Source organism: Ruegeria sp. C2 (assembly GCF_056537765.1).
On sequence record NZ_JBQFRZ010000001.1, the window covers coordinates 1,483,526 to 1,509,759 of the forward strand.

A 26,234-nucleotide genomic window follows, 5' to 3' on the forward strand; every position below is an offset into this window, starting at 1 on the left:
TAATACGCGACGGCTTTTCTGCCGGTTCATCATAAAATCAACCGTCAGAATAGCAATTTGACTGCGCCGAAGGCAGGCTGTAACCCAACTAGCACGACCGGACGGATGGAGGAAATAAATCAATGCAGGTGGCCATCCACGCCGGAGCGCACTTTACTGACGAGGGCACACTGCTCAAGCTGCTCCAGACAAATGCAAAGGCCATAGGGCAGCATGGCGCGGCGTATTGGGGTGGCCGAGCTTACAAAAACACGTTCAAACCGGCTTTGGGACCGGTTGGTGAAAGGCCGCCTGCCGAAATAACGCTCGGAAGATTTCGGAAAATCGTCCCGAAAGCGCGTGAGATTAACCGCGCCGTGCTGTCCAGTGCAGAATATATCGGCGAACGAACAACCGCCATAATGGACGGGCAGTTCTATTCACAGGCCGGGAAACGGTTGGCGCTGCTCGATCAGCTTTTTGCGGAAGATACGGTCGAGCTATTTGTCGGATTGCGCAATCCCGGCAGCTATATTCCGAAGGTTTTGATGTCACTCTCCCCAGCTGAACGGGAAGGTATCCTACGATCAACCGACCTGAGCTGCCTGAGCTGGCTAACTATGATCGAAGATGTGCGCGACTTGGCGCCTGATGTGAAGATAACGCTTTGGAGCAATGAAGATTCCCCGTTGATCTGGGGTGATCTCGCTCGGATGCTGGCGGGATTGCCCGAAGATACGCAACTGGAATCGGAGTATGAGTTTTTGTCGTCTCTCTTATCCGCTGCTGGAAAACAGGAACTTCAGCAATTGACAGGACAGGGTCTACTGCCCAACGACGCCGGTCTGAAAGCCGAACTGGCGAAGATCTTTCAGGAACACGCACAAATTGAAGCAATTGAGGAAGAAGTTGAGCTGACCGGCTGGGATCAGGATATCGTCAGCGCCTTTACAGAGCTCTATGAACAGGATCTGGCACGATTGCAAAGCATGCCAGATATCCGGTTAATTAAACCCTGAAGGCGCGCGCTACATGCCAAGCGCTTCTTTATACATCTCAAGCACCGCTTCCTCTTCGGCGATGTCGTCCTTGTCACGCTTGCGTAGTGCGATGACCTTGCGCATCACCTTGGTGTCGTAGCCGCGCGCCTTGGCTTCGGCCATGACCTCTTTCTGCTGATCCGCTATGTCTTTCTTTTCAGCCTCCAGACGTTCGAACCGTTCGACGAACTGGCGCAGCTCACCTGCTGTCACGCGGTAGTTGGCTGCGGCCTGATCTTCGGTGATATCTTCCATCTGTGTCTCTCCCAAAGGCTGAAAATGAGGTACCGGATCACCGGGCAGTTTGCCGGATACATCGCCGTCCGCCCGACCGCAAGCTTGCTTTCTATGCGGCAGGCTTGTCTGGCGTTCTTTGATCCGCTAAGCGCGGTCTCAGTTCAGAAGGGTGGTTAAGATACCATGTTCGACATCATCGTCTGGGGCGGAGCCGCCCTGTCGCTGGCCGGGTTGCTCGGCCTTGTCTGGTGTATCCTGCGTGTGATGAAGGCGCGCAAATCCGGCCTTACGGATGACGAGTTGCGCGCAGCGGTTCAGGCGGTTCTGCCCTGGAACCTTGCGTCATTATTCCTGTCCGTTATCGGTTTGATGCTGGTCATCCTCGGGATTTCCTTTGGATGACCATTCCGGTCAGACCGGCATATTGTCAAACCGCGCTTCCAGCGCATCCTCGACCAGCGCCGCGTCTAGCCGCCGCAGCCGTGACGGTATCTGAACGCCCCGCGCGCGCATCTTGTCCAACACTTCGCTGACACAAGGTTGCAGTTCCAGCCGCGTGTCCAGACATGCACCGTGAAGCTTTTGTTCAAGACGTTCCGCTTCGGTGTAGAGATCCTGAGCAGTCATTTGCGTCCTCCCACTAAATGCCAGTCTGCCTCATTTAGGTAACAGAATTAAGATCAGCATGAGACTCGATCAACGTATCGCAATTTCTCGCCGAGACCCTGCAAAAAATTGGCGATACGCCGCAGGTCGCTTAAAGGATATACAAACAACAGACGGTTTGCCTTGACAGACATCAAATCGTGATTTGGAACTTGCATCATATTCCACTATTACTATATGAGCTGAAACCCCCGGAGGACCTCATGACGCCCATTGTGAAAGCCTTTTTCGATCCGCAGACCTTCACCGTGTCATACGTCGTGCAAGAACCCGAAGGTCAGGCCTGCGCCATTATCGACAGCGTGTTGGATTTTGATCATGCTTCCGGGCGCACCGATACAGCCTCGGCGGATCAAATCGTGGAGTATGTCCGAGAGAACGGGCTGAAGGTTGAGTGGATCTTGGAGAGCCATGTTCACGCCGACCATCTCTCGGCCGCACCTTACCTTCAGGAGAGATTGGGCGGGAAAATCGGGATTGGCGAGAATATCGTTGTTGTGCAGGACACATTCGGCAAAGTGTTCAACGAAGGGACCGAATTCCAGCGGGATGGCAGCCAGTTCGACGCGCTGTTTTCCGAAGGCGACAGCTTTCACATCGGGCAGATGCGCGGGGACGTTCTGCACACGCCCGGGCATACGCCCGCTTGCATGACCTACGTCATCGGCGATGCCGCCTTCGTAGGAGACACGCTGTTCATGCCCGATTTCGGAACCGCGCGCTGCGATTTTCCGGGTGGATCGTCAGCAGACCTTTATGCCTCGATCCAGAAGATCCTGTCTTTACCGGATGAGACACTCATCTATGTCGGGCATGACTACAAGGCCCCAGGCCGGGACGAATATGCGTGGGAGACCACGGTGGGCGAGCAGAAGGCACTGAACATCCATATTGGTCAGGGGCGCAGCGTCGAGGAATTCGTCGAGATGCGCGATGCCCGTGACGCAACACTTGCGATGCCACGCCTTATCCTGCCGTCATTGCAGGTGAATATGCGGGCTGGGCAGATGCCGCCAGCGGATGAAAAGGGCGACATCTTCATGAAGATCCCGGTCAACAAACTTTGACGCATGAAAGTAAGAGGAATCGACCATGATGATTGAATGGGTCTGGGGTCTGGTCGGAGGGCTTCTGATCGGACTAGGCGCCGCCGTTTATCTTCTTTGCAACGGTCGCATCATGGGCGCGAGCGGCATCCTTGGCGGGTTGCTCGAACGCAATGACCGCAGCGTGATCACTGAGCGACTAGCGTTCTTGGCCGGGCTGATCCTGATGCCGTTTCTGCTGCGCCCGCTGATCGTGCCGCAGTCGCAGACCCATCTGACGGGTGACATGGCCATCGTAATCATGGCTGGCCTGTTGGTAGGTGTTGGCACCCGCATCGCCAATGGCTGCACGTCGGGACACGGGGTTTGCGGCATTTCTCGGTTTTCGCTTCGGGGTATCGTGGCAACCGTTTTCTATATTCTGGCGGGCGGGCTGACCGTTGTTCTGTTTCGCCATACTTTGGGGGTTATCTGATGCGCGGACTGTTTGCTTTCCTCGCAGGGTCTCTGTTTGGTACGGGTCTTTTGATTTCAGGCATGACCGACACCACCAAGGTGCAGGGCTGGCTGGATGTGTTCGGCAATTGGGACCCGACGCTTGCCTTTGTCATGGGCGGAGCGATCCTGCCAATGCTGGTCGCGTGGCGGCTGACACGAAGCGGGGCCCCGATGGTTGGCGGCACCTTCCCTGCCCCGCCGCGGGTGGAGCTTGATCGCCGTCTCGTTGTCGGTTCGGTACTGTTCGGTGTTGGTTGGGGGCTAGCGGGTTTGTGCCCGGGTCCAGCCATGGCGTCGCTGAGTTATGGCGGTGCTGGCGGAATTGTGTTCCTGATTGCGATGATCGCAGGCATGTTTGCGGCCCCGAAGGTGGGGGCACAACTGGACAGGATCGCAAACGCGGCCTAAGCAATTGCCATGGAGATTCGACCGATTACCCCCCGCTACGCCGTCTCGCCTCAGATCACGGTTGAGGACGTGCCAGCCATCGCCGCTGCAGGATTTGTCAAGGTGATCTGCAACCGACCCAATTCCGAGGTGCCGCCGGATCAGCAATCCGATGCAATCGGTCAGGCCGTGCGCGACGCCGGGCTGGAGTACGAGGTGTTGGAATTGACGCACCAAACAATGACGCCCGAAAATGTCGCCCGTCAGCGCGATATGGCTGAGAATTGCAGCGGACCTGTCCTGGCGTATTGCGCCTCGGGAACGCGGTGTTCGGTGGTCTGGGCGTTTGGGCAATGCGACCGGCTGAGCACGGATGACATTCTCGATGCCACCAGCAAGGCAGGCTACGCGCTGGATAACCTGCGTCCCGCGCTGAACCAGATGAGAGACCAGAGCTGACGCTTCAGCTCGTTTCATCAGACCTCGGAAGACCTGCGAGCTGCGAAATCTCTGAGATCATTTGCTTGGAATCGGTGAGTAGCAATTCACCGGCATCGTCATCAACGCCGATCGACGTGAGATTACTCAAACCCTCGGTCAGTCCGATTTCAGATGCCGTCGAGATATCTTGTCCACCCGCGTTGTCAGTTCGAGGCTGGCTGGGCAGAAACGGTTGCGGCTCTGAATAGGTCAAGGCCGTGGAGGCGCGGTGTTCGTTGATTCGAACTGCCCGCATTCCGCCGCACTGCCCCAACCGCCCTATCGCCATCCGCCCCCGCTCGATCGTTGTAATCTGAACCTTATCCAGCTTTGCCACGCTCAGCGGAAGAACATCCCCCACGTCCAGTTCAGACAGGCTGGTCAGCGGTAGGGACATGCGACAGAGCACGGCATTCAACTCGGCCCGCATCACGCCGGAGGCCTGCTGTAGCCTCAGGCCCGGAGTGTTTTCCTGCTCAGCCTGTTCCTTTTCAGACTGCGGAGGGTCAGGCAGCAGAATGCAAATCTCACCCTGCCGCGCACCACCGGCAAGCTCGACCGTCAGTTCTACAACACGGTATCTGTCATACGTCATCGCAAGCAGCAGCGCCTGCACATCCTCGGACCGCGAGGCATATTCATACCCCGAAAGACTGATACGATCCGCCGGCCCGTCAACAAGACCGCGCGCACGGTCCAACATATCCTCGAACAATGGCGCGGTCATTGCCGCATCGGTCTCGGTAAAGACGCGTTCAGACGGAGGGTCGGATGTGACCATCCCGATTGTTTGCTGCTGGACAATGGCCGAAACACATCCCGGATCCAGACACACCGCTGTCGCACCTGCCTGCTCGGATAGAAAAAGCAACAACAGCCAGCTGTCTTGCAGTCTTTCGGCCAACTCGGGCTGCGCGCGCTTGGCATGCTTTGCCCCGATCACCGACAAGCCCAGCCCCAGCCCATCGCCTGCAGCGCGCGCCAACCCGAGCCGCAAGGCACGCAGGATCGAACGGGGCGGCTCAGCCACGCTGTCCTGTCCTGTCGAAAGCTTGCGCGCCAATGCTGGGTTGGCCTGAACTGTCATCGCCCGAATCCACCGTTTGTCGATGTTGCGACCCTTGGTGTAGCCCGGCGGGCGTTACGAATGTCTTTATATCATCGTCATTGTGCCGCCTGCCGATAAGCCAGCGGTAGGCTGACCCGGAATGCTGCACCGCCCTGCCCAGGCAGATAAGCCACCTCGCCTCCAAGGCGCTGCATGATCTCGCGACAAATCGCCAGGCCCAGCCCGGCCCCGCCTGCCTTGTCGGAACCGACGCGGGCGAATTTCTCGAACACCATCGATTGCGCCTCGAACGGGATACCACTGCCATTGTCGATGAAATCGATCACCACTTGGCCGCCCACATCATGAGCGGAAATGGTCAGCACCGGCTCGGCCGCGTTGCAATATTTCTGCGCGTTCGAGATCAGGTTGATAAACACCTGCCCCAGACGGTCCAGATCCGTGTGGAGCTGAATCCGCTCGGACGGGCGCACACGTTTCACCGCCAGTTTCCGTTCGCCACCCGTAAGCGCGCTCGAAACAGCGCGATCCAGCACCTGGCTCAGCGTCGCCTCACCCATGTTCAGACTGACCTGACCACTTTCCAATACGCTCAGGTCCAGCAGGTCATCCAAAAGGCGTGTCAGACGCAGCGCTTCATCATGAATGATCGCCGCGTAACGGGTCTGCTCGGCATCACTCAAACCATCAGTGTCGCGCATGATCTCAGAAAACGCCCGGATCGAGGTCATCGGGGTTCGCAATTCGTGACTGACCTGGCTGAGAAACGCATCTTTCTGCATCGATACTTGAGTCAGCTTTGCGTTCGCCTCGCGCAATTGCCGTGCAGTACGGCTCAGCTCGGCCGACTTCACCTCGAGCTGGCCGGAATACTCAAGCAACTGCGCAGATTCGTCGGCCACGGCCAGCAGGTCCTCGACCGAAACCGACGCGCCGCCGACAATCTGCCCGATCATGGCATGCGCGGTTGCGGCACCGACCGAACCGCTCAATTCGCGCTCAAGACGCTCCAGAAATTGCGGCGTAGGTTCAGGCAAACGACCGGGGCGGCCCTTTTGCCGCGCAACCTCGGCCTGAAAAAACTCCTGCGCAGGCAACGTTCCCAGAATACGCTGGGTCATGATCATCAGATCTTCGCTCTGCGCCACTGATCCGGTCCATCCGCGCGGTGCGGCGGAATGATCGAAGACGTTGACGAACTGTGCCCCCTGAAGGCGTTCGAGCGGACTGGGAAAACTCAGCATCGAGGCAACGCAGAAGGCGATCGTATTCAGCGACAGGGACCACATCACAGTATGCACCATCGGATCGATCCCCTCGATCCCGAACAAGGCTTGCGGGCGCAGCCAACCCCAGCCGAAGGGGCCGTTCTCAATTACCGAAGGTGCGATGATTCCTCCGCCCATGCCCGGCAACAGCAACGTGTAAATCCAAAGGAAGAAGCCGACGCTCAGTCCGACCAGAGCCCCTGTTCGCGTCGCCCCGCGCCAAAACAATCCCCCCACAAGGGCCGGCAAAATCTGCGAAATCCCGGCAAAAGCCACCAACCCGATTGAGGCCAGCGCCGCACCGCCTCCGGACAGGCGATAGTAAAAATAACCCAGCGCCATAATCGCTGCGATTGATACCCGCCGGGCCATCAGCACGATCGTGCGCACATCGCCTGAAACCGAACCCGCCCCCTCATGCGTATTCAGCCAGATCGGCATGACCACATGGTTAGAAACCATCGTCGACAACGCCATGGCGGTCACGATCACCATCGAAGTAGCAGATGAGAAGCCGCCGATAAAGGAGAGCATCGCCAGCCAGTCATTGCCTTGTGACAGGGGCACCGTCAGTACGAACAGGTCCGGGTTCGACCCCTCCGGCAGCAAGTCCAGACCGACCACGGCAATCGGCACCACAAAGAGGCTCATCAACAGCAGATACAGCGGAAAGGCCCAGGCCGCGGTGCGCAGATGGCTTTCGTCATCGTTTTCGACAACCATCACCTGGAACATCCGCGGCAGACAGACAAAGGCCGCAGCCGACAGGAAGATGAAGGTGGTCCACCGCCCGGCATCCACTCTCCACTGACCGATTTCCGATGCATCAATTCGATCCATCATCGGGCCGATTCCACCGGCGATACCCCACACGACGAAGATACCAACCGCCAGCAAGGCAAACAGTTTGACCACCGACTCCAATGCGATGGCCGTGACAACGCCGTGGTGCCGCTCGTTGGCGTCCAGGTTTCGCGTGCCGAACAGGATCGCAAACACTGCAAGCCCAGTGGCCACCCAGAACACGCTGGAGCCTTCGCGATAGAGGCCGGTCGGATCTGCCTCGGCAAAGATCGAAAACGACAGCGTGATAGACTGCAGCTGCAACGCGATATACGGAGTGCCCCCCAGAACCGCCAGAATGGTCACGCAAACCGCCAGCGTGTTCGACTTGCCATAGCGCGACGAGATCAAGTCAGCGATCGAGGTCACCCGCTGGCTGCGTCCGATCCGCACCAGCTTGCGCAGACCCCACCACCAACTCACCATCACCAGCGTCGGACCCAGATAGATGGTGACGAACTCAAGCCCCGACCGCGCGGCATTGCCGACGGCTCCATAGAACGTCCAGGCCGTGCAGTAGATCGACAGCGATAACGTGTAGATCAGTGGTGAACGCAACCACTTCCCGCCTCCGCGCGCAGCAAGCCGGTCGGCGGCAAAGGCCACGCCGAACAACAACACGACATAGCCCAGACAGACCAGTATCAGGACGTTCAGCGTTGCCATAGCTCGGCCCCGGATTCGGCTTTCTCACGCGCGGCCATACGCCGGGCTGCAAAACCGAAAATCAGGCTGATCAGGATCAGAACGCCCCAGCACGCAAAGATGTAGAACATCGCCGATGACAGCGACAGCGCATCGGTCTCACCATTGCTGTCAGGCCAGAGCAACGGAAGGGCCAGCAATGCCGCCCCCAGAAACGGCAAGAGCCGCGCCGCGTCAGCCAGTCTGCGGCGGCGATAGCTTTGACGCTCCAGAAAAAGCGACGGTCGGACCGGACCGCCAGGGTCCTCACCCTCGTCCGAGGAGCTCATGATCGCGAGGCCTGCGCGTGCAGGTCACGCACAGCTGTCAGAACCTCGGTATTCGAGAACGGCTTAGTCATGAAACGGCTGACCCCGGCCTGCTCTGCCATCTCGCGGTCGCGGGATTGCCCGCGCGCGGTCAGCATCAGAACCGGCAGGCCCTGCATCTCATCGTGCTCGCGCAGATCACGTAATATCTCCATGCCGCTTTTGCCCGGCAGCATCACATCCAGAATGACCAGATCAGGCCGGGCCGCCAGCACGACCTGCACTGCATCCGTGCCCTCGGCATGGGTATCGACCTGCCAACCCTCACGCGTCAGCAGAAACCGGATCGCTTCGGTGATGTTGGGCTCATCCTCGATCAGCAGAACCTTACGGCTCATATTTGCAATTCCTCCCCATGACCGGTCGCACGTCCGGCCACCTGTCTAAAACAGCTTAAGCGCTCTGCCCGGAAACTGTCAAAACCCTTCGCGCAGGATCGAAGGCTCACGCCGTGCATGGCAATCACGTTTCGGGCAAATTCGGCAACTTGCCCCCACTTGCGCCGTACCTTCAGCGGGTTGCGCAGAACCTTCTACCGGCAGAACCAGCATGATTGACCGATATACGGGCTCATCCCCGAACGCTGCGACAAGTTGAGGCCAGGCGATTGCGAAACACTCAAACTCAGCTGCCGTTCGACCCAGTTGCACTACACGCTTGCGAATCGGGACCAGAGGGCGATTCAACGCGCTAAACAAGGGCCAGAGCGGGCAGGCTTCGCCGTGACGCGGCAGCCCGAACCCCTGAGTGGGCTTGTAAAACAAAACACTGCCCGAAGTATCGCAGATGACCAGCCCGGCAGGGCGTACCAGCACGCCTTCGGGCAAGGACGCCAGCCGTCGTAGCGCTGTAGGCAAATCAACAGAAAAGGCCGCCGCAAGGGCCAGCGGATCGGGGTTTGCCGAATCCAACGCGGCCTCAACCTGATCAAGCGGCATGGCACGCGCGTCTGCGGCATAAAGGTCCAGAAGCTCGGCCGCCACCGTTCTGGCCGCAGACGACTCCAGCTTGTCCAACGCCACATCAACGCCTTTCCCTCCTGTCTCAATCTCAGGAAAGTGAAAGCCCCGCTCAGCAAAGAAAGCCTCGACCGCGTCCAATGGTATACCCCGTAAGTCGCCCTGCTCTTGACTGTCATCCAGATAGGCCACCAGCGCTTTGGAGCTTTCGGCCAATCGTTCCGCATCCTGATGCAGATTACTGTGAAAGCGGTCCTGCCACTCGGCCTCGATGTCGCCGGGTTCGGCCAGAATGGCGGCGGTGGATCGGATCGCGGCAGCGGTCGACAGCACCTCATGCATCGATGCGGCCAGATGCGGGTCATGGGTCAGCCGGTCCGAGAGTGTTTCCACCGTCCGCTCCAGCGAAACCACGCGGCGGTGCATCTGCGCCAGAACCCCGGACCAGCCGGGAAAACGTCCCGCGAATTCCTCAAGCGCATCCAATTCCGCCTGCTGGCCCAGCGCATCCGCCGCGGCCTCGCGCAGCGCCGCGATCAGCGTGGCCTCGATCCCCTGTGTCAGCAGCGACGGCTCAACCGACAGAGCCGAGGCAATATCGACCAGCAGCTTGCCTCCGATCCGGCGGCGATTGTGTTCAATCAGGTTCAGATAAGAGGCCGAAATTCCAACCTGTCGCGCCAGTTCGGCCTGCCGCAATCCCGAAATCTGCCGCCTTTCGCGTATCCGGCTGCCTGTCAGAGTGTCTCGCATCGCTGCTGGACCTTTGGGATCGTCGCTTTGGTTTTCAGAATTAGTCTATAATTTTTAACAGTTGCCCAAGTATTTTCAAAGCAGATTTACAAACTTAACAATTCCAGATGTCTGGAATCGGGGAAACCTGTTGCCTCCCCTTCTCTTTCAGCACAATACGCGTCACCATAGGTATATGAGCGATCCCGCCTTCGAATACGCCCCCATCGGCCTTGTCGAGCTTGAAAACCGGATCATCCGACGCTGCAATCTACAGTTCGCGCGGACCTTCGGCGGGGATGAGGCCGAGTATCGCAATATGCCTCTGCTGCACCTTTACCCATCGGTTGCTGATTGGGAACGTATCGGCGCACGCAGCCTTCAGGTAATGCGCGACACCGGATATTACACTGATGAACGGGTTATGCGTCGCCGTGATGGCGACCTGTTCTGGTGCCGCGCACGGGGGCGATCCCTCACACCGGATGATCCTTTCCGGCATGGCATCTGGAGCTTTTCCGACATCTCTGAGGAACGTCCGCTGGTTGAACTGACCACGCGCGAGCGTGAAGTGGCGATCCTGTCTTGCCGGGGTCTCTCGGCCAAGGAAATCGGCGTCGAACTTGGGTTGAGCTATCGCACCATCGAAGCCTATCGCGCCCGGCTGCTGGAAAAATTCGGAGCCCGAAAGCTGCCTGAGCTGGTGGCCAAACTGTCAGGGATGCCCTTATGAGCGGCGCCACGCCCGAAATACGACGCAAAACCCCATAATCGAAGGCCCAAACGGCGCTTTTCATGACCGTCCGCATAGCATATAACCCAGCGTAATCAGACCAAGCCCGCAGGAAACAGACGGGCCATAGGGGAACCTTCGAGGACACTCATGACAGATACCAAACACGAAGCGGATGTGGCGTTCATCAAGGCACTGGCCGAATTGCTGCGCGAAAATGATCTGACCGAACTGCAGGTCAAACGTGAATATGGCGAAGAAGACAGCCTGAATGTCCGTGTGAGCCGTATGTCGCAGACTGTTGCCGCTCCGGTTCAGGTCGCCGTTCCGGCAGCCGCGCCCGCAGCGCCCGCTCCGGTCGCCGCCCCTGCCGCTGCCGAAGCTCCTGCCGCCGTGGATGATCCTGCCAGCCACCCCGGCGCTGTGACCTCACCCATGGTCGGCACCGTCTATATGCAGCCCGAACCGGGCGCGCCTTCGTTCATCTCGGTTGGCGCTTCAGTGTCCGAAGGCGACACGCTGCTGATCGTCGAAGCGATGAAGACCATGAACCACATCCACGCACCCAAATCCGGCACCATCAAACGTATCCTGGTGGGCGATGGCGACGCTGTGGAATTCGGCACGCCTCTGGTCATCGTTGAGTAAGGCGGGCCCATGTTCGACAAAATCCTGATTGCCAACCGAGGCGAGATCGCCCTGCGCGTGATCCGCGCCGCGCGTGAGATGGGGATCAAGACGGTTGCCGTCCACTCCACCGCTGACAGCGATGCGATGCATGTGCGCATGGCCGACGAATCGGTCTGCATCGGCCCTCCGCCCAGCCCGCAAAGCTATCTGTCGGTGCCCGCGATCATCTCGGCCTGTGAAATCACCGGCGCGCAGGCGATCCACCCCGGCTATGGCTTCCTGTCCGAGAATGCAGAGTTCGTGCAGATCGTCGAAGATCACGGCATCACCTTCATTGGCCCCACCGCAGAACATATTCGCGTCATGGGTGACAAGATCACCGCCAAGGACACCATGAAGGAACTGGGTGTGCCCTGCGTTCCCGGCTCCGATGGCGGCGTTCCGACTCTGGAAGACGCCAAGCGCATCGGTGAGGAATTCGGCTATCCCGTTATCATCAAAGCCACCGCCGGTGGCGGCGGCCGTGGCATGAAAGTCGCGATGAGCGCCGACGAGATGGAAAGCGCTTTCATGACCGCGCGCGCCGAGGGCAAGGCTGCCTTTGGCAATGACGAGGTCTATATCGAGAAATACCTCACCACGCCGCGCCATATCGAGATTCAGGTCTTTGGCGATGGCAAAGGCAAGGCGGTTCACTTGGGTGAACGCGACTGTTCGCTGCAGCGCCGCCACCAGAAGGTGTTCGAAGAGGCCCCTGGCCCCTGCATCACCCCGGAAGAACGCGCCAAGATCGGTAAGGTCTGTGCGGATGCGGTTGCCAAAATCAACTATATCGGCGCGGGCACCATCGAGTTCCTGTACGAAAATGGCGAGTTCTATTTCATCGAAATGAACACCCGCCTACAGGTGGAACACCCGGTGACCGAAGGCATCTTTGGCGTCGATCTGGTGCGCGAACAAATCCTTGTCGCCGCTGGTGAGGATATGTCGTTTGGTCAGGACGATCTTGAGATCAATGGCCACGCCATCGAAGTACGGATCAACGCTGAGAAGCTGCCAAATTTCTCGCCCTGCCCCGGCAAGATCACTGCGTATCACGCTCCGGGCGGTCTGGGGGTTCGGATGGATTCAGCACTCTATGACGGCTATTCGATCCCGCCCTACTACGACTCGCTGATTGCCAAGCTGATCGTGCAGGGCCGTGACCGGGCCGAGGCGCTGGCACGTTTGGAACGCGCATTGGGCGAACTGATCGTCGACGGCATCGACACCACTGTTCCCCTGTTCCACGCGCTGCTGCAGGAACCCGATCTACACAGCGGTGACTACAATATCCACTGGCTGGAGCACTGGCTTGCGGAGAATATGGCCCAATAAGAACACGGGATCGGAAGGTTACGGCCTTCCGGTCCCAGGGCATCCAGCATGAGCCTTTCCCCCGAACTTCTGCTGCACGGCTATTCCATCGGTATCTTTCCGATGGCCGAACACCGTGATGACCCCGAACTTTTCTGGGTCGACCCGAAGTTCCGAGGCGTTTTTCCTTTGGACGGTTTCCACATCTCGCGCAGTCTGGCCCGCCGTCTGCGAACCTGCGGATTCACCATCAGCATCAATCGCGACTTTGCAGGCGTGGTAGAGGGTTGCGCTGACCGGGCGGACACTTGGATCAACCCGGAACTGCGTCGGCTTTACGACGAATTGCATAAGACCGGCCACGCCCACTCTCTCGAAGTCTGGGACGCAGATCGCCTGGTTGGCGGTGTCTATGGCGTGGTTTTAGGCGCGGCCTTCTTTGGTGAAAGCATGTTTTCGCGTCGCACCGATGCGTCCAAGATCGCATTGGCCTATCTGGTGGACCGCTTGCGGCAAACTGGATTTGTCCTGTTCGACACGCAGTTTCTGACCGCACATCTCGCCTCGCTGGGCGCCATCGAAATACCGCGCGCAGCCTATCATAGCGAATTAAAGCAAGCGCTTGAGGTCAGCGCGGATTTCACTGCTGATCTAAAGCAGCGACCTCAGGGGGTCATACAGCGGATCACCCAGACATCGTAACGCGCATGATCCAGCGCATTCAGCGCCGGTGAAGTTGCGATCATCCAGCCATCAAACAATTGCTGCGCCTTGCCCTGCTCCCAAATCGTGAGATAGGCAAACGCGTCCCCGGTCGGGTTCTCGGCCGGATAACGGCAATCGCCCAAAGCGACGTCCAGCCCGAACACACTCTCCGTCTGCCCGTTCTGCACCTCGACATCCACGGTCTGACCGCTGACCTTATCAAGCCCGCGCAACATCGCGCCCGGTCCGGACTCAACCTTTTGCTGGGCCGAGGCGACACTGGCCGACAGCAGAACAGCCATCAGAGCCATACGCATCATTCGCCACCGTCCCCGGCCACGAATTTCACCAGCAACGAGATCAGGCTGACCGCACCCTGCGTATCCGTAATCTCATCGCCCGCCTCGAAATAAAACGGAGACCCGCCAGGCATCACTTCAACAAAGTTCCCGCCCAGCAACCCCTCCGAGGAAATCACAATCGCGCTGTCATCGGGGATGAGAATTCCATCCGCCACAGAGAAACGTGTATCGGCCCGGTAGGTGTCAGAGTTCAGCGTAACATCAGTCACTGTCCCGATCTTGACGCCTGCAAGCCGCACATCTGTGCCGACACCCACGCCCTCGAGCGAGCGGAATGACGCGCCCAACTCATAGCCAGCGCGGGCTTGAGACAGGCCTGTGGACTGGCTTGCGTAGACGCCAAACGCGATGGCACAGGCGAGCACGACCCCGCCGACAATAACTTCGGTCTTGGTATGAGTAGACATCTGGGTCTCGCCTATTCCGGGCTCCACGCCTCGTAATCGCTGCGTTCAACCGGGTCAGGACGACGCAAAGACCCCGCAGGCGCGTAGGCCAGCGCGGTTCCGGTCAGGTTCTCCTGATGCGGCTTTTCCCAGGACTTATGCGCCAGCGGCTTGTCCGTTGGCGGCTCATCCCAGGTGCGGTGCAGCCAGCCATGCCAGTCGGGATCAATCCGGCTTGCCTCAGCCTCGCCATTAAAGATCACCCACCGCTTGCTGTCATCAGCGGTGCGATAGAACACGTTGCCTTCGTTGTCTTCACCGACTTTGACACCCTTCCGCGAGGTGTAGATCTGCGTGTTCAGAGTGGCTCCGTTCCACCAGGTCACGGCCCGCAAAAGACTGTTCAGGATTCCCATCGGCTGCCTCCGGCATTTCTGTCTCCGCAGATATGGACCAAAGGCTCGCCAAGGTCCAGTGCAACGGAGCTTGTCTGCGTCAATCCGGCAAAATCGCGGTTACTTCGATTTCGATCCGGTACTTCGGGTCGATCAAACCGCATTCAATCATCGTCGCCGCGGGCGGGTTTGCTCCGAACGTCTCAGCCAACACAGGCCAACAAGGCGCAAATTCGGTGCGATCTGGCAGCATATAGGTCACACGCACCACGTTCGAGAATGAAGTGCCCGCCTCCTCTAAGGCGTTCCCGATGATATCAAGGGCGGATCGGCATTGTTCGACAACGGTGTCACCCTGCCCGACTGTGCCTGCGACATGCACCCAACCGCCCGCAACAACTGCTCGGCAGTAGCCTGCCTTAACCTCGAACTCACCACCTGAAGATATGCGCCTGATTGTCATTCGAGCCCTCTCAGAAACCAATTGCCATTTGGCTTAAACGTTAAAAATGCGAGACTCTGCCTCGCGCTCCGGGATATATTCGGCCAGATGAACGACGGATCCCCTGCTTCATCTGGCATTAAATACTTCGGGGGTATCACGGCTTGCGGCGGCGGGGGCAGAGCCCCCTACCCAGGTCTCCGAAAATGATCCGAGTGAATTGAGGAACGTGCTTAGCCAGCGGACGCCGACTCTGCCGTGTCTGCGTAGATGATCAAAGGCTGAGACTCGGATGTAACCGCCTCTTCATTGACCACTACTTCGGTCACATTCTTCATACCCGGCAATTCGAACATCGTATCCAGCAGGATGTCTTCGAGGATCGACCGCAGACCTCGCGCACCGGTTTTGCGCTCAATAGCTTTTTTCGCAATGGCTTTCAGCGCATCATCCGTGAAAGCCAGCTCTGCGTCTTCCAACTCGAACAACCGTTGGTATTGCTTGACCAGAGCGTTTTTCGGGCTTGTCAGAATGGTGACCAACGCATCTTCGTCCAGATCTTCAAGCGTCGCCAGAACCGGCAGGCGGCCAACAAACTCCGGGATCAGGCCGAATTTCAGCAAATCCTCAGGCTCCAGATCCTTAAAGATCTCGCCAACGCCACGCTCATCATTGTCGCGGACATCCGCGCCGAAGCCCATAGCAGAGCCTTTGCCGCGCTGCGCGATGATCTTGTCCAGACCAGCAAATGCGCCGCCACAGATGAACAGAATATTCGTGGTATCCACTTGCAGGAATTCCTGCTGCGGATGCTTGCGCCCGCCTTGCGGCGGTACCGAGGCCACTGTACCTTCCATCAGTTTCAGCAGCGCCTGCTGCACACCCTCACCCGATACGTCGCGCGTGATCGATGGGTTTTCGGACTTGCGCGTGATCTTGTCGACTTCGTCGATATAGACGATGCCGCGCTGCGCGCGTTCGACATTGTATTCGCTCGCCTGCAACAGCTTGAGAATGATGTTCTCGACATCCTCGCCCACGTATCCGGCTTCGGTCAGCGTGGTTGCATCCGCCATGGTGAACGGCACATCCAGAATCCGCGCCAGTGTCTGCGCCAGCAGCGTCTTACCGCAGCCGGTCGGGCCGATCAGCAGGATGTTGGACTTGGCCAGCTCAATATCGCTGCCCGCTTTCTGGGCGTGATTCAGGCGCTTGTAATGGTTGTGCACGGCAACCGACAGGACGCGCTTGGCGGTGGCCTGACCGATCACATAATCGTCCAGCACCTCGCAGATATCCTTGGGAGTCGGAACCCCGTCCGAGGATTTCAGACCGCTGGCCTTGGTCTCTTCACGGATGATATCCATGCAGAGTTCGACACACTCATCGCAGATGAACACGGTCGGGCCCGCGATCAGCTTGCGCACCTCATGCTGGCTTTTGCCGCAGAAGCTGCAGTAGAGCGTGTTTTTGCCGTCACCACCAGAATTGGTCGCCATGATTTACCCCTCGGGCTCCGTCTCGGCGACCCCACCCAAGGGGCCGCGTTTGCCGTCAATGCCTGCAGCTTAGGCCAGCGTTCTGGCGGCTACAATCTCAAAATCATCCCTCACGCCGGAAGCGCGCGGTTTTGAACTTAGTCCTCGTCACCGTCCATCTTGGCGCGGTTTTCGACGATCTCGTCGATGTGACCCCAGTCCTTGGCCTCTTCCGGGCTCATGAAATTGTCACGATCCAACGCCTTTTCAACCGCCTTCTTGGTCTGTCCGGTATGACGTACATAGATATCATACAAGCGATCTTTCAGCTTTTGTGTCTCGGCCGCGTGGATCATGATATCGCTGGCCTGGCCCTGATAGCCGCCGCTGGGCTGGTGCACCATGATCCGGCTGTTGGGCAGCGAAAACCGCATCCCCTTCTCGCCACCGGCCAGCAGAACTGAACCCATCGAGGCCGCCTGACCGATCACCAAAGTGGAACATTTCGGCTTGATATACTGCATTGTGTCGTAAATCGACAGGCCGCTGGTCACCACGCCACCGGGCGAATTGATGTAGATCGAGATCTCTTTGCTCGGGTTTTCCGCTTCGAGATGCAGCAGTTGCGCGACCACAAGATGGCTCATCCCATCATGGATCGGGCCGTTGATGAAAATGATCCGCTCTTTGAGGAGGCGCGAGAAGATGTCGTATGCACGCTCACCCCGGCTGGTCTGTTCGACGACCATGGGGACGAGTGTGTTCATGTATGTGTCAACTGGATCGAACATGGGAACCTGCCTGCTTTGATGTTGATCGGGACATTACCCGGAGAAGAGTTACCTGAGTCTTAGTGCCGCCACAGAGGGGCTGCAAGGGGGGCCGCGCGTTCATCGGCGCGTGTGGCTTTGCGAGCAAGCATTCAGAATGACCCCGCGCATTCGTGTTCGACACATCACGCCATTTTGATCCGTGCATATAGAAAAACACGCCTGATATCTGTACCAAGATACACCACCGCGTCGGCTGCTGCGCGCTGCCTCAATTACACTGCGGGACTTGTAAGGAACACGAAAAATGGCTCTTTCTCAGCTGACCAAGGATATGTCGCCCAACGATCTGGACCAGATGGTTGAAAACGCGACGCGAGCGTCAAATTTCCTAAAGGCAATCAGCCATGAAGGCCGCTTGATGATCCTGTGCCATCTCGTCTCTGGTGAGAAATCGGTGACCGAGTTGGAACGGCTTTTATCCGCCCGGCAGGCAGCCGTTTCGCAACAGCTGTCGCGGCTCAGGCTCGAAGGTCTGGTTGTGCCCCGGCGCGAGGGTAAAGCCATCTACTACCGGCTCGCAGACGATCGCCCCGTCCGCATGCTGGAAGTGGTCTATGAGCTTTTTTGCAGTTCCAAAGCGTCCTGATCACTCCTGTCATTTCATCATTGTGGTTTGCTTTGACATTCGGATGAGTCTGCTAATCGAGCGCTTTTTCCGAAGGCTGGCATCGTGGTTCGCTCCTCGCTAAAACCGGTAGCTGTTTGTTCTCAAAGCTGCTAACCAAAAGCAAACAAACACTGATGGAGTTCCCGATGATCCGTGCATTCATGATTGGCCTGGCCTTGTTCACATTGACCGCATGTGAAACTGCAAAAGGCGCGGGCAAAGACATCGAAAAGGCGGGTGACGCCATTCAGAACGCTGCCGAGGATGTTCAGGAGAACATCTAAACCTCTCCAGCATATTGCGGCAACGATGCAACAGGCCGCAATATGTTGTTGCCTTGGTTCCTGCAGGCGGCTAATCTGATGGGACAGGTGCATAGACGCGGCATTGCATTTCTGACGAACCAACGGGGTTCTTTCGTTCATGCGAAAGAACCCCGTTTTCATCTGAAGGGTGGTGGTGCGTGGTAGCCTGTATGAACCGATGGTTCTGAAAAAGGAAAAGGCGTCAGGTGCTCAGACGCGGTCTTTGCATGCATCCTTGCGGACACTCCTGACGCCTTGCCGGTCCGATCCGCCCGAGGGGCATCTCGATCCAGTTGCCGCCGCCCCCGGAGGGACCTTGGCGACTGCCGCACGCGCTATGTCGCGCCGCAGCCCGCATCGACCTTCTGAGAGGCTAACCACCTGACCCGAACACGAAGCCCGGACCACCTGATCCACCACCGGTAAGCCATTGCAACCAAGAACAAATCCTAGAACCTGCCTTCGCCGCTGCGACCCCCTTGGCCTTTGCGTCCCGCCCCTGTCCCGAGGAACTGAAGCAGTGATTAGACTGTTACATCAGCGCCTTGATCCGGCAAGAAAATAGCACTGCAGCATGAAAATTAGGCGTGGATAAACTGTTGATATCCGGCGGGAGAATGATGTGGATATCTCAAGAATTCGCGACTTCCCGCAGGGTTGTGGGCGGAAAAGTCCAGACCTGAAATCCCACCCCGATTTTCATCACTTTCTGCACCTGCGAAGGCCCCGCACGCCGTGTTAGGGGCGAATTGTCCGAGTTGTACAACACTCAGACCCCCAATCTTTCGAATCGTACAACCGGAGATTCGCCCATGCGCCTGACCATGTCCCAAGCCCGCGCCCGTCTGGGAGAGCTGGCGACCCTCGCACAAGACCCCCGCCAGGTGATCGTGCTGACCCGCTATGGCAAACCGCTGGCCGCGTTGGTCTCGATGGCCGAGGCCGAGCGGATCTGGGAGCTGCAGGATGATGGCCGGATCGGACGCAAACACCCGCTCAGCGGGCTGCGCGGGTGGTGGTCGAAAGGGCGTGGTATTCCGGGGATGGAACCTGGGCCGGACGGTTCTTACCTCACCGCGCGCGACGCCGCGCTGAAGGTCCGCGAGATCCAGATGACCCGAGCCGAGGAACGCCGCATCCTCAAACGCGGGGGGCTGGATCCTGTCGCGGGCGGCGAGATCGCCGCCCGGCCCTGCTCCTCCCTGTGGAGGCGCATGTTCCTGAGAAGCGCTCCAACCTGACCGGGGTACCTACTACTCCTGCCGCACTCACAATACGCAGCGGCATATACCCCCTTTAACATCCGGTCAGGCCGAAGACGCTTCAGTTCACCTGACGTTCCAGAACGGTGCTGTAGGTCGTTCCTCGACGCAGGCTACGGAAATCCGCATAAATCTTGCCATCCTGATACCGGGCATCGATCAAGGCGTTGACGCCGATCTCGGGATTGGCCGAGCTTTCCACGATGCTGACCCGGGTCGGATCATCCAGCGAGATGGTCCCGGTGGCATCCATGACGCGCCAGTCCTGAGCCGCATTCGGACGCCACTTGCTGGGCCCCCAGAACACGTTGTCCTGCTGCTTCTGGATATCCAGCACCCACTCGGCATTGTTGAAACGCGGCGCATCCCCGGTTGTGGTTCGGTTCGGGCCAACGGTGGTATAGCTGCCCACCCATGTTCCGCGCAGGTCCGGCGTATCGGCCATCGCGGCGGTGGCAAGGGTGAGGCTCGTGGCCAGAGCGGCTGCTCCGGCAGTCATATATCTGGTCATGGGGATCTCCTCCTGAAAGCGACCCTTTGGAGTTCAAATGCGAACATCCTTGCTGTGGGATACAGATTGGGAGGAGCCCCGGGGCTTACAAGCGTTCTAAAGAAGGCTTAATGATTGCTTCACATACGGGTCAGGCCCAGGCGAGCGCGGTGCCAACGATGACCAGACCAATGCCGATCCCCTCGCGATACGAGAAGTTCTCGCCAAACAGAAAGAACGAGGCGATGGCGATCAGAACAACCTCGGCCCCCAGAATGCCGGTATAGATGATGCCCAGCCGTTCCTCGCGCAGCGCGGCGAGTTCGAGCGTTGCCCCGGCCAACAGGGTCGCGACGATCAGCAGGCCAAGACCCACGCCGGGGAGCTTCCACCAGAACTTCATCGCGATCATGGCAACGGAATAGAGACCCGCCGACCCGAGGGCGATGATGGGGATCATGGATGTGGACATTTGGGCCTCCTGCAGAGGATTCCGATGGGTCAAGTGTAGCAGGGGGATGGGGTTGGGGCTGTGAGGTGGGTCACAGTGTGGATGATGGGTTAAAAACCCATTCCACGTAGTGTGGGTTTTCAACCTACCAATGGGGCCGTAGGGCGGGCTGTGAAACTCGTTCGATCAACTCACTAGTCGGCAGCACTGCCTCAGCGGCGGCGCTGCGTGAAGCCACTATCTGCACGCTGGTGTTATCGAGAGTAAAAAAAGGTGTGTCGCTTGCAGATTGATCAAACGGTGTTTCGAATCGGATTTGGTGGTAAATATGGTATATTGTTTGGAGGATAGATTTATGATCGAACTGAGTGAATTCTTAGAAGTAAGCGAAGACCCAACCAGCTACGAACCGCTAGAAGAAAACCTATTGTTTTCAAACGATGAAATTGATCTGTATGCAGACCCGGCAACTATTGCGCTGGTAATTAAGGCTACAGCTGCCATTGCAACGATAATCGGAACAATAGACGGGCGAAATACTCGACAAGCAATCGAAAACATTGAGCGCCAGCTAATTCAAATTTCAAAGCAATTGGCCGAGATCGACAGGAAGCTTGACCTCATTTTGGCGAAAATAGCCGAACTGGGAGTAAAGCTGGAACAAATACCAATTCAGCAAGCTAGAGTAAAACTACTCGCCTCAAGCCAAACGGTTGCAGACAACTATTCAACTTGGTCAAGAAGGTGGCCCCGTAGTAGGAGTGTTGTTGAGGAAGCGACCAGAGACTTTCAGGAAAACATATATTCGATGATTCTTTGGGGATATTCTAATCATCATTATGTTGCGTACTCGGTCGTGTACTTTGCGGATTTGTTGGTATTGCAGCGCGCCTCTCGCGATCAAGCGGCTAACTTTTTTGAAAGAGTAGTCAAATGGTTTGATGAATTACTGAGCGTTGAGTTCTATTTATCCCCTGCAAACCGAAAGAACGTCTTTGAAAACGAAATGCGACGCTTGGAGCACAACCATCGTGGGATCGGAGGAGAAGTAGTTCAGGAAGGCATACAATATAGATATGAAAGCGATGCTTGCGGAGGCGTTTGCAGATATCCATACAACGTCTGGACAATTGTGCGAGGAAACTTGAATGACGGTTATACAATTGAAGGGCCTCATGCTCGTAGTGCTGGACCAGGTCGATGCAGCGTTGGAAGAGGATGCCCAACTTCTTCAAAACTAATAGGCGTCGCAAGGAATGGGGAAAGATTTGAGATCGCGTCGTCATTAGAGCTAGGAGCGGAGCTTCTTTGGACAACTTCAAATGGGCAGGCGCGAATTGCGAATTTGAATCACGAAGCAAATCTGTACAAAAATTACGCACTTCAAGTAAAGATTTTGGAAGCAGTACTAGTTTCGGTAGAGAAGCTGAAGATTGAGATCGAACAGCTACGTGAGCGCGTCATGCCACTTCTAACCAGTTCAATCAAGGACGAACTCGCAAAACGAGACTAGCCCCCCCGAGCCTGCGGCAGCTTGATGAGCTTAAACTGAAGATCGACAGCCCTACCCATCCATCTTCAAAGCCGAAATAAACGCCTCCTGCGGGATATCCACCTTCCCGAACTGGCGCATCTTCTTCTTACCCGCCTTCTGCTTGTCCAGAAGTTTGCGTTTCCGCGTGGCATCGCCTCCGTAGCATTTGGCGGTCACGTCCTTGCGCAGCGCCGAGAGGGTCTCGCGGGCGATGACCTTGCCTCCGATGGCGGCCTGGATCGGGATTTTGAACATGTGGCGCGGGATCAGGTCCTTGAGCTTTTCGCACATCGCCCGGCCCCGCATCTCGGCCCGGTCGCGGTGAACCATGGTTGACAGCGCATCGACCGGTTCGTCATTCACCAGCACCGACATCTTGACCAGATTGTCCTCGGTATAGCCGGTCATCTGGTAGTCGAACGAGGCATAGCCCTTGGTCACCGATTTCAGGCGGTCGTAGAAGTCAAAGACGACCTCGTTCAGCGGCAGGTCATAGACGACCATGGCGCGGGTGCCCGCATAGGTCAGGTCCAGCTGGATGCCGCGGCGATCCTGGCAGAGTTTCAGCACGTCGCCGAGGTATTCGTCGGGCACCAGAATGGTCGCCTTGATGCGCGGTTCCTCGATATGGTCGACCTTGGATGGATCAGGCATGTCGGCGGGGTTGTGCAGCTCGATCATCTCGCCGTCTTTCATGTAGACGTGATAGATCACCGACGGCGCGGTGGTGATAAGCTCGATATCATATTCGCGTTCGATGCGGTCGCGGATGACCTCAAGGTGCAGAAGGCCCAGGAAGCCGCAGCGGAAGCCAAAGCCCAGCGCTGCCGAGGTTTCCATTTCAAAGCTGAAGCTGGCGTCGTTCAGCGCCAGTTTGTCGATCGCATCGCGCAGGTCTTCGAACTCGGAACTGTCGACGGGGAACAGGCCACAGAACACTACCGGCTGCGCGGGTTTGAAGCCTGTCAGGGCCTCTTCGGTGCCGTTGCGGTCATTGGTGATGGTGTCACCAACGCGGGTGTCGCGGACCTGTTTGATCGAGGCGGTCAGGAAGCCAATCTCACCGGGACCAAGGCTGTCGACCATCTCCATCTCGGGGCGGAAGACGCCTACGCGGTCGACATGGTGCAGGGTGTTGTTCGACATGAACTTGACCCGCATCCCCTTTTTCAGCGTGCCGTCCATGATGCGGACCAGAACGATGACGCCGAGATAGGCGTCGTACCACGAATCCACCAGCATCGCCTTGAGCGGCGCATCCAGATTGCCCTGTGGCGCAGGCAGTTGCTGCACGATGGCCTCAAGCGTTTCGTGAATGCCCTGCCCTGTCTTGGCGCTGACCTGAATGGCGTCGGTCGCGTCGATTCCGATCACATCCTCGATCTGTTCGGCCACACGGTCACAATCGGAGGCTGGCAAGTCGATCTTGTTCAGCACCGGCACGATCTCATGATCGGCGTCGATGGCCTGATAGACATTCGCCAGAGTCTGCGCCTCAACGCCTTGCGTCGAGTCCACAACCAGCAGAGAGCCTTCGACCGCGCGCATTGAGCGGCTGACCTCATAGGCAAAATCCACGTGGCCGGGCGTGTCGATCAGGTTCAGCACATAGGCCTCGCCATTGTCGGCGGTATAGTCGATGCGAACCGTGTTGGCCTTGATGGTGATGCCGCGTTCCCGCTCGATATCCATGCTATCGAGCAGCTGTTCCTTCATGTCGCGATCCTTGACGGTTCCGGTCTCTTGGATGAGCCGGTCAGCAAGGGTGGATTTGCCATGGTCGATATGCGCGACGATGGAGAAATTGCGGATATGAGCGAGGTCTGTCATGGGTTGGGGATATGCGTCGGAATTGGGCTGTGGTCAAGGTGGGACGAGACCCCAACGAAACCCTTTGATTGCGAGGCCTCCGACCGTTCAGAGCAACCTGTTTTTGACCAGCTCCGCGTTCATCCAATGCGTCTCACTTTGCACGTGGCCCTCGCGCACATATTTCGCGAGGTGAGTGGGCATGTCTTCCTCGTTAAACGCAGCCGTTGTGCGAACGACAAACCCCTCCTGCGTATCCAGATTCAAGTCTGCTATCACATCCGCCACGACTTTAGCAGAGAACCGCCCGCGATAGAGTTCGGGCACAGTGGTGATCCCCAGCTCGAGAAAGCGTGAAAGCGTCGCGTCCCACGATTGCACGCGCTTTGCCTTGATCCAGGCGAAGTCCAGGAAATAATTCGGCAGTGCTGAGTACGCTATAGAGTGGCGCGCAAACAGATATTCACCAACAATGCGCTCGTCTTCGGCAAGCTGGGGCGAAATTCCGGCAGCGAAGGCCTTCATCCAATCGCGAGACGGGTGGTATCGTGCGTCAATACTGCGGGGGTGACAGCCGTGGCTGTGAATGGTCGTGTTCTCGCCGTCCATCTTTTCAGTAAAGACCACCTCGTCAGCCGACACCAACGCGTCAACGCTGGACATGATCTTGTCATCGCTGGTGGTCCCGGGAGATTGCGGCAGGTGGAAAGTGCGCCCATATTTCTTAAGCATATTGGTCTCACGAAAGAGATCTAATCAAAGTCGGACCAGAAAACGCGACATCCCAGCCGCTTGCAATCACTTTTTCGAACCACCCAATTGATCCCGAATCCACTTTGATTCATACTCCGCCGCAGACCGAGAGGGGCATAAGACCCGTCCGGGCAGGCAAAAAACGAGGCTCGAGTATGAAACAGTTCCTCCTAATCGCATTTTGTGCGGCATCGGTGACGGCGGTTGCTCCGCCGGTGGACGCGGCGCAGATCAAGCGGGCGTGTTTGGCGTCGGACCGCGAGGCGGCGACGCGGGCGCGGTGTACTTGCATCCAGCGCGTGGCAGATCAGGCGTTGACGCGTGGTGATCAGAAGACCGTGGCCAAGTGGTTCGAAGACCCCCATCAGGCGCAGGAGTTGAAGATGTCGCAGACCGCGCGCGATGATGCGCTGTGGGATCGGTATCAGAACTTTGGCCAGATGGCGCAGGCGATCTGCAGTTAAGCCCAAGGCAATCCTTGACCTGATGCCCGCTGCGCCCCAGAAAGGCGCAGCGAAAGGTATATGCGATGGTGATGAAAGGGCTGACCCTGCGGGGCCTTGAGGTGTTCGAGGCGCTGGCGCGGACCGGATCGGTGGCGCAGGCGGCCGAGATCACGGGGCTCAGCCAGCCATCGGTGTCTCAGCAGTTGCGCAATCTCGAAAAGGCTCTGGGTACTGATCTGGTCGATCATGGGCGACGGCCGATGCGGCTGACGCAGGCCGGGCGCAGCTTTTTGGCCCGCGCGCAGGCGGTTCTGGCCGAGCTGCAGGTGGCCCAGAGCGAGCTGGCGGTGATGGATCTGGGGCATCTGACCACGCTGTCCATCGGGTTGATCGACGATTTCGACAATGATCTGACGCCCCGGCTGGCCACACTGTTGGCCGACAGTTTGACCCGTTCGAAATTCAAGCTGATCACGCTGCCCAGTTTGGACCTGTTTGAGGAGCTGGAAGCCCAGCGCCTGCATCTGGCCGTTTCGGCCCATTCAGGCGAGGTGCTGGAGGGCGTGGTCGAATACCCGCTGGTGCAGGATCCGTTCATTCTGGTGGCACCCAAGGGGGTCGAACAGCCGATGCTGGAGCTGCCCTTCTTGCGCTATGCCCGCGAGCAGTTGATCAGCCGTCAGATCGAAAGCCATCTGGCCCGGCAACAGCTGGAGTTCGAGGAACGGTTCGAGATCGGTTCTCACCTCGCGTTGATGGCGATGGTTGCGCGGGGTCTGGGCTGGGCGATCACCACGCCGCTGGGTTATATGCGCGCGGCCCGGTTCCATGACGGGATGGAGGCCCACCCTGCCCCGTTTGGCGAATTCGCGCGCACAATCTCGCTGTTCACCCGTACCGACTGGTCAGATCAGGTGCCGCAGGAGGTGGCGGACATGATCCGGCGGCTGATGCAGAGCCAGATCGTCGATCCCGCTGTGGCGCAGCTGCCATGGTTGAGTGGGCAGCTGAAGGTGATGAGCTAGAGCAGAGGTTAGACG

At 58.0% G+C, this 26,234-nt stretch carries 33 protein-coding genes; 16 read left to right on the forward strand and 17 right to left on the reverse strand.

Features of this window, described 5'->3' with window-relative positions:
- Window positions 1–122: 122 nt before the first annotated feature.
- Window positions 123–998, forward strand: a complete 876-nt coding sequence (locus ACR0IV_RS07530; RefSeq protein ID WP_480657175.1) for a hypothetical protein — start codon at window positions 123–125, stop codon at window positions 996–998.
- Window positions 999–1,007: 9 nt separating this feature from the next.
- Here the strand turns inward: ACR0IV_RS07530 and ACR0IV_RS07535 are convergent, their stop codons facing one another.
- Window positions 1,008–1,274, reverse strand: a complete 267-nt coding sequence (locus tag ACR0IV_RS07535) for a DUF2312 domain-containing protein (RefSeq protein ID WP_480469265.1) — start codon at window positions 1,272–1,274, stop codon at window positions 1,008–1,010.
- Window positions 1,275–1,439: 165 nt separating this feature from the next.
- Between ACR0IV_RS07535 and ACR0IV_RS07540 the strand changes: the two genes are divergently transcribed.
- Entirely contained in the window at window positions 1,440–1,658 is a 219-nt protein-coding gene (locus ACR0IV_RS07540; RefSeq protein WP_480657173.1) for a hypothetical protein, read from the forward strand.
- Window positions 1,659–1,667: 9 nt separating this feature from the next.
- On the opposite strand, the gene ACR0IV_RS07545 is transcribed toward ACR0IV_RS07540, so the two are convergent.
- On the reverse strand, window positions 1,668–1,883 hold the full coding sequence (locus tag ACR0IV_RS07545) for a hypothetical protein (protein ID WP_480469263.1): 216 nt from the start codon (window positions 1,881–1,883) through the stop codon (window positions 1,668–1,670).
- 242 nt (window positions 1,884–2,125) lie between these two features.
- Between ACR0IV_RS07545 and ACR0IV_RS07550 the strand changes: the two genes are divergently transcribed.
- The 4 genes from ACR0IV_RS07550 to ACR0IV_RS07565 are packed head-to-tail and all read left to right on the forward strand — an operon-like array spanning window position 2,126 to window position 4,312.
- Entirely contained in the window at window positions 2,126–2,989 is an 864-nt protein-coding gene (locus ACR0IV_RS07550; RefSeq protein WP_480657172.1) for an MBL fold metallo-hydrolase, read from the forward strand.
- A gap of 25 nt (window positions 2,990–3,014) precedes the next feature.
- A complete protein-coding gene (locus tag ACR0IV_RS07555) occupies window positions 3,015–3,443 on the forward strand; it encodes a YeeE/YedE family protein (RefSeq protein WP_480657171.1) in 429 nt (142 codons plus the stop codon).
- Entirely contained in the window at window positions 3,443–3,874 is a 432-nt protein-coding gene (locus ACR0IV_RS07560) for a DUF6691 family protein (RefSeq protein WP_480657170.1), read from the forward strand. The genes ACR0IV_RS07555 and ACR0IV_RS07560 overlap by 1 nt, the downstream gene beginning before the upstream one ends.
- Before the next feature lie 9 nt (window positions 3,875–3,883).
- Window positions 3,884–4,312, forward strand: a complete 429-nt coding sequence (locus tag ACR0IV_RS07565; protein WP_480657169.1) for a protein tyrosine phosphatase family protein — start codon at window positions 3,884–3,886, stop codon at window positions 4,310–4,312.
- Between the two features lie 4 nt (window positions 4,313–4,316).
- On the opposite strand, the gene ACR0IV_RS07570 is transcribed toward ACR0IV_RS07565, so the two are convergent.
- The 5 genes from ACR0IV_RS07570 to ACR0IV_RS07590 form a co-directional block, all read right to left on the reverse strand.
- On the reverse strand, window positions 4,317–5,420 hold the full coding sequence (locus ACR0IV_RS07570) for a FliM/FliN family flagellar motor switch protein (protein WP_480657168.1): 1,104 nt from the start codon (window positions 5,418–5,420) through the stop codon (window positions 4,317–4,319).
- A gap of 77 nt (window positions 5,421–5,497) precedes the next feature.
- On the reverse strand, window positions 5,498–8,179 hold the full coding sequence (locus ACR0IV_RS07575; protein ID WP_480657167.1) for an ATP-binding protein: 2,682 nt from the start codon (window positions 8,177–8,179) through the stop codon (window positions 5,498–5,500).
- Window positions 8,167–8,487, reverse strand: coding sequence for a hypothetical protein (locus ACR0IV_RS07580; protein ID WP_480657166.1), 321 nt, complete (start codon window positions 8,485–8,487; stop codon window positions 8,167–8,169). Before ACR0IV_RS07580 ends, ACR0IV_RS07575 begins: the two co-directional genes overlap by 13 nt.
- A complete protein-coding gene (locus ACR0IV_RS07585) occupies window positions 8,484–8,864 on the reverse strand; it encodes a response regulator transcription factor (protein WP_480657165.1) in 381 nt (126 codons plus the stop codon). The genes ACR0IV_RS07580 and ACR0IV_RS07585 overlap by 4 nt, the downstream gene beginning before the upstream one ends.
- A gap of 78 nt (window positions 8,865–8,942) precedes the next feature.
- On the reverse strand, window positions 8,943–10,238 hold the full coding sequence (locus ACR0IV_RS07590) for a helix-turn-helix domain-containing protein (protein WP_480657164.1): 1,296 nt from the start codon (window positions 10,236–10,238) through the stop codon (window positions 8,943–8,945).
- 175 nt (window positions 10,239–10,413) lie between these two features.
- Between ACR0IV_RS07590 and ACR0IV_RS07595 the strand changes: the two genes are divergently transcribed.
- The 4 genes from ACR0IV_RS07595 to aat all read left to right on the forward strand — a co-directional run bounded on the left by ACR0IV_RS07595 (window position 10,414) and on the right by aat (window position 13,638).
- A complete protein-coding gene (locus tag ACR0IV_RS07595; protein WP_480469253.1) occupies window positions 10,414–10,950 on the forward strand; it encodes a helix-turn-helix transcriptional regulator in 537 nt (178 codons plus the stop codon).
- A gap of 150 nt (window positions 10,951–11,100) precedes the next feature.
- On the forward strand, window positions 11,101–11,598 hold the full coding sequence (gene accB, locus ACR0IV_RS07600; protein ID WP_480469252.1) for an acetyl-CoA carboxylase biotin carboxyl carrier protein: 498 nt from the start codon (window positions 11,101–11,103) through the stop codon (window positions 11,596–11,598).
- A gap of 9 nt (window positions 11,599–11,607) precedes the next feature.
- On the forward strand, window positions 11,608–12,957 hold the full coding sequence (gene accC / locus ACR0IV_RS07605) for an acetyl-CoA carboxylase biotin carboxylase subunit (protein WP_480469251.1): 1,350 nt from the start codon (window positions 11,608–11,610) through the stop codon (window positions 12,955–12,957).
- A gap of 48 nt (window positions 12,958–13,005) precedes the next feature.
- Window positions 13,006–13,638, forward strand: coding sequence for a leucyl/phenylalanyl-tRNA--protein transferase (aat, locus tag ACR0IV_RS07610; protein ID WP_480469250.1), 633 nt, complete (start codon window positions 13,006–13,008; stop codon window positions 13,636–13,638).
- Here aat and ACR0IV_RS07615 read toward each other — a convergent pair.
- The 6 genes from ACR0IV_RS07615 to ACR0IV_RS07640 form a co-directional block, all read right to left on the reverse strand.
- The gene (locus ACR0IV_RS07615) at window positions 13,602–13,961 is read right to left on the reverse strand and encodes a DUF2155 domain-containing protein (protein WP_480657163.1); all 360 of its coding nucleotides are present in this window, start codon (window positions 13,959–13,961) and stop codon (window positions 13,602–13,604) included. The genes aat and ACR0IV_RS07615 overlap by 37 nt on opposite strands.
- Window positions 13,958–14,410 (reverse strand): outer membrane lipid asymmetry maintenance protein MlaD, encoded by a 453-nt coding sequence (gene mlaD / locus ACR0IV_RS07620; protein WP_480657162.1) that lies wholly within the window; start codon window positions 14,408–14,410, stop codon window positions 13,958–13,960. Before mlaD ends, ACR0IV_RS07615 begins: the two co-directional genes overlap by 4 nt.
- Window positions 14,411–14,421: 11 nt before the next feature.
- A complete protein-coding gene (locus ACR0IV_RS07625; protein ID WP_480657161.1) occupies window positions 14,422–14,805 on the reverse strand; it encodes an NADH:ubiquinone oxidoreductase subunit NDUFA12 in 384 nt (127 codons plus the stop codon).
- Between the two features lie 79 nt (window positions 14,806–14,884).
- The gene (locus tag ACR0IV_RS07630) at window positions 14,885–15,247 is read right to left on the reverse strand and encodes a RidA family protein (protein WP_480469246.1); all 363 of its coding nucleotides are present in this window, start codon (window positions 15,245–15,247) and stop codon (window positions 14,885–14,887) included.
- 212 nt (window positions 15,248–15,459) lie between these two features.
- On the reverse strand, window positions 15,460–16,725 hold the full coding sequence (gene clpX / locus ACR0IV_RS07635; protein WP_480535923.1) for an ATP-dependent Clp protease ATP-binding subunit ClpX: 1,266 nt from the start codon (window positions 16,723–16,725) through the stop codon (window positions 15,460–15,462).
- Between the two features lie 137 nt (window positions 16,726–16,862).
- On the reverse strand, window positions 16,863–17,495 hold the full coding sequence (locus ACR0IV_RS07640) for an ATP-dependent Clp protease proteolytic subunit (protein ID WP_480469244.1): 633 nt from the start codon (window positions 17,493–17,495) through the stop codon (window positions 16,863–16,865).
- Window positions 17,496–17,781: 286 nt separating this feature from the next.
- On the opposite strand from ACR0IV_RS07640, the gene ACR0IV_RS07645 reads away from it, so the two are divergent.
- The 3 genes from ACR0IV_RS07645 (at window position 17,782) to ACR0IV_RS07655 (ending at window position 19,690) form a co-directional block, all read left to right on the forward strand.
- Window positions 17,782–18,123 carry an ArsR/SmtB family transcription factor gene (locus ACR0IV_RS07645; protein ID WP_480469243.1) on the forward strand — a complete coding sequence of 114 codons (342 nt, stop codon included), beginning with the start codon at window positions 17,782–17,784 and terminating at the stop codon, window positions 18,121–18,123.
- A 167-nt stretch (window positions 18,124–18,290) separates the two neighbouring features.
- On the forward strand, window positions 18,291–18,428 hold the full coding sequence (locus ACR0IV_RS07650) for an entericidin A/B family lipoprotein (protein ID WP_480469242.1): 138 nt from the start codon (window positions 18,291–18,293) through the stop codon (window positions 18,426–18,428).
- A gap of 833 nt (window positions 18,429–19,261) precedes the next feature.
- The gene (locus ACR0IV_RS07655) at window positions 19,262–19,690 is read left to right on the forward strand and encodes a type II toxin-antitoxin system prevent-host-death family antitoxin (protein ID WP_480657160.1); all 429 of its coding nucleotides are present in this window, start codon (window positions 19,262–19,264) and stop codon (window positions 19,688–19,690) included.
- Between the two features lie 82 nt (window positions 19,691–19,772).
- Here the strand turns inward: ACR0IV_RS07655 and ACR0IV_RS07660 are convergent, their stop codons facing one another.
- Window positions 19,773–20,222 carry a hypothetical protein gene (locus ACR0IV_RS07660; protein WP_480535918.1) on the reverse strand — a complete coding sequence of 150 codons (450 nt, stop codon included), beginning with the start codon at window positions 20,220–20,222 and terminating at the stop codon, window positions 19,773–19,775.
- Window positions 20,223–20,352: 130 nt separating this feature from the next.
- A complete protein-coding gene (locus ACR0IV_RS07665; RefSeq protein WP_480657159.1) occupies window positions 20,353–20,673 on the reverse strand; it encodes a hypothetical protein in 321 nt (106 codons plus the stop codon).
- Between the two features lie 334 nt (window positions 20,674–21,007).
- Here ACR0IV_RS07665 and ACR0IV_RS07670 point away from each other — a divergent pair, with 334 nt between their 5' ends.
- Window positions 21,008–22,165, forward strand: a complete 1,158-nt coding sequence (locus tag ACR0IV_RS07670) for a hypothetical protein (RefSeq protein ID WP_480657158.1) — start codon at window positions 21,008–21,010, stop codon at window positions 22,163–22,165.
- Between the two features lie 51 nt (window positions 22,166–22,216).
- Here ACR0IV_RS07670 and lepA read toward each other — a convergent pair whose 3' ends face one another.
- Together lepA and ACR0IV_RS07680 are read right to left on the reverse strand one after the other, a co-directional pair.
- Window positions 22,217–24,016: a translation elongation factor 4 gene (gene lepA / locus ACR0IV_RS07675; protein ID WP_170720791.1), complete on the reverse strand. Its 1,800-nt coding sequence runs from the start codon at window positions 24,014–24,016 to the stop codon at window positions 22,217–22,219.
- An 87-nt stretch (window positions 24,017–24,103) separates the two neighbouring features.
- A complete protein-coding gene (locus ACR0IV_RS07680) occupies window positions 24,104–24,727 on the reverse strand; it encodes an RNA ligase family protein (RefSeq protein WP_480657157.1) in 624 nt (207 codons plus the stop codon).
- A gap of 176 nt (window positions 24,728–24,903) precedes the next feature.
- Here ACR0IV_RS07680 and ACR0IV_RS07685 point away from each other — a divergent pair, with 176 nt between their 5' ends.
- The gene (locus tag ACR0IV_RS07685) at window positions 24,904–25,212 is read left to right on the forward strand and encodes a hypothetical protein (RefSeq protein ID WP_480657156.1); all 309 of its coding nucleotides are present in this window, start codon (window positions 24,904–24,906) and stop codon (window positions 25,210–25,212) included.
- 65 nt (window positions 25,213–25,277) lie between these two features.
- Complete coding sequence (locus tag ACR0IV_RS07690) at window positions 25,278–26,219, forward strand: LysR family transcriptional regulator (protein WP_480657155.1); 942 nt, start codon at window positions 25,278–25,280, stop codon at window positions 26,217–26,219.
- The last annotated feature ends 15 nt before the right edge of the window (window positions 26,220–26,234 follow it).

Coding starts and splice junctions, on each gene's coding strand:
- ACR0IV_RS07530 (WP_480657175.1), top strand. CDS start 123: ATGCAGGTGGCCATCCACGCCGGAGCGCACTTTACTGACGAGGGCACA.
- ACR0IV_RS07535 (WP_480469265.1), bottom strand. CDS start 1,274: ATGGAAGATATCACCGAAGATCAGGCCGCAGCCAACTACCGCGTGACA.
- ACR0IV_RS07540 (WP_480657173.1), top strand. CDS start 1,440: ATGTTCGACATCATCGTCTGGGGCGGAGCCGCCCTGTCGCTGGCCGGG.
- ACR0IV_RS07545 (WP_480469263.1), bottom strand. CDS start 1,883: ATGACTGCTCAGGATCTCTACACCGAAGCGGAACGTCTTGAACAAAAG.
- ACR0IV_RS07550 (WP_480657172.1), top strand. CDS start 2,126: ATGACGCCCATTGTGAAAGCCTTTTTCGATCCGCAGACCTTCACCGTG.
- ACR0IV_RS07555 (WP_480657171.1), top strand. CDS start 3,015: ATGATGATTGAATGGGTCTGGGGTCTGGTCGGAGGGCTTCTGATCGGA.
- ACR0IV_RS07560 (WP_480657170.1), top strand. CDS start 3,443: ATGCGCGGACTGTTTGCTTTCCTCGCAGGGTCTCTGTTTGGTACGGGT.
- ACR0IV_RS07565 (WP_480657169.1), top strand. CDS start 3,884: ATGGAGATTCGACCGATTACCCCCCGCTACGCCGTCTCGCCTCAGATC.
- ACR0IV_RS07570 (WP_480657168.1), bottom strand. CDS start 5,420: ATGACAGTTCAGGCCAACCCAGCATTGGCGCGCAAGCTTTCGACAGGA.
- ACR0IV_RS07575 (WP_480657167.1), bottom strand. CDS start 8,179: ATGGCAACGCTGAACGTCCTGATACTGGTCTGTCTGGGCTATGTCGTG.
- ACR0IV_RS07580 (WP_480657166.1), bottom strand. CDS start 8,487: ATGAGCTCCTCGGACGAGGGTGAGGACCCTGGCGGTCCGGTCCGACCG.
- ACR0IV_RS07585 (WP_480657165.1), bottom strand. CDS start 8,864: ATGAGCCGTAAGGTTCTGCTGATCGAGGATGAGCCCAACATCACCGAA.
- ACR0IV_RS07590 (WP_480657164.1), bottom strand. CDS start 10,238: ATGCGAGACACTCTGACAGGCAGCCGGATACGCGAAAGGCGGCAGATT.
- ACR0IV_RS07595 (WP_480469253.1), top strand. CDS start 10,414: ATGAGCGATCCCGCCTTCGAATACGCCCCCATCGGCCTTGTCGAGCTT.
- accB (WP_480469252.1), top strand. CDS start 11,101: ATGACAGATACCAAACACGAAGCGGATGTGGCGTTCATCAAGGCACTG.
- accC (WP_480469251.1), top strand. CDS start 11,608: ATGTTCGACAAAATCCTGATTGCCAACCGAGGCGAGATCGCCCTGCGC.
- aat (WP_480469250.1), top strand. CDS start 13,006: ATGAGCCTTTCCCCCGAACTTCTGCTGCACGGCTATTCCATCGGTATC.
- ACR0IV_RS07615 (WP_480657163.1), bottom strand. CDS start 13,961: ATGATGCGTATGGCTCTGATGGCTGTTCTGCTGTCGGCCAGTGTCGCC.
- mlaD (WP_480657162.1), bottom strand. CDS start 14,410: ATGTCTACTCATACCAAGACCGAAGTTATTGTCGGCGGGGTCGTGCTC.
- ACR0IV_RS07625 (WP_480657161.1), bottom strand. CDS start 14,805: ATGGGAATCCTGAACAGTCTTTTGCGGGCCGTGACCTGGTGGAACGGA.
- ACR0IV_RS07630 (WP_480469246.1), bottom strand. CDS start 15,247: ATGACAATCAGGCGCATATCTTCAGGTGGTGAGTTCGAGGTTAAGGCA.
- clpX (WP_480535923.1), bottom strand. CDS start 16,725: ATGGCGACCAATTCTGGTGGTGACGGCAAAAACACGCTCTACTGCAGC.
- ACR0IV_RS07640 (WP_480469244.1), bottom strand. CDS start 17,495: ATGTTCGATCCAGTTGACACATACATGAACACACTCGTCCCCATGGTC.
- ACR0IV_RS07645 (WP_480469243.1), top strand. CDS start 17,782: ATGGCTCTTTCTCAGCTGACCAAGGATATGTCGCCCAACGATCTGGAC.
- ACR0IV_RS07650 (WP_480469242.1), top strand. CDS start 18,291: ATGATCCGTGCATTCATGATTGGCCTGGCCTTGTTCACATTGACCGCA.
- ACR0IV_RS07655 (WP_480657160.1), top strand. CDS start 19,262: ATGCGCCTGACCATGTCCCAAGCCCGCGCCCGTCTGGGAGAGCTGGCG.
- ACR0IV_RS07660 (WP_480535918.1), bottom strand. CDS start 20,222: ATGACCAGATATATGACTGCCGGAGCAGCCGCTCTGGCCACGAGCCTC.
- ACR0IV_RS07665 (WP_480657159.1), bottom strand. CDS start 20,673: ATGTCCACATCCATGATCCCCATCATCGCCCTCGGGTCGGCGGGTCTC.
- ACR0IV_RS07670 (WP_480657158.1), top strand. CDS start 21,008: ATGATCGAACTGAGTGAATTCTTAGAAGTAAGCGAAGACCCAACCAGC.
- lepA (WP_170720791.1), bottom strand. CDS start 24,016: ATGACAGACCTCGCTCATATCCGCAATTTCTCCATCGTCGCGCATATC.
- ACR0IV_RS07680 (WP_480657157.1), bottom strand. CDS start 24,727: ATGCTTAAGAAATATGGGCGCACTTTCCACCTGCCGCAATCTCCCGGG.
- ACR0IV_RS07685 (WP_480657156.1), top strand. CDS start 24,904: ATGAAACAGTTCCTCCTAATCGCATTTTGTGCGGCATCGGTGACGGCG.
- ACR0IV_RS07690 (WP_480657155.1), top strand. CDS start 25,278: ATGGTGATGAAAGGGCTGACCCTGCGGGGCCTTGAGGTGTTCGAGGCG.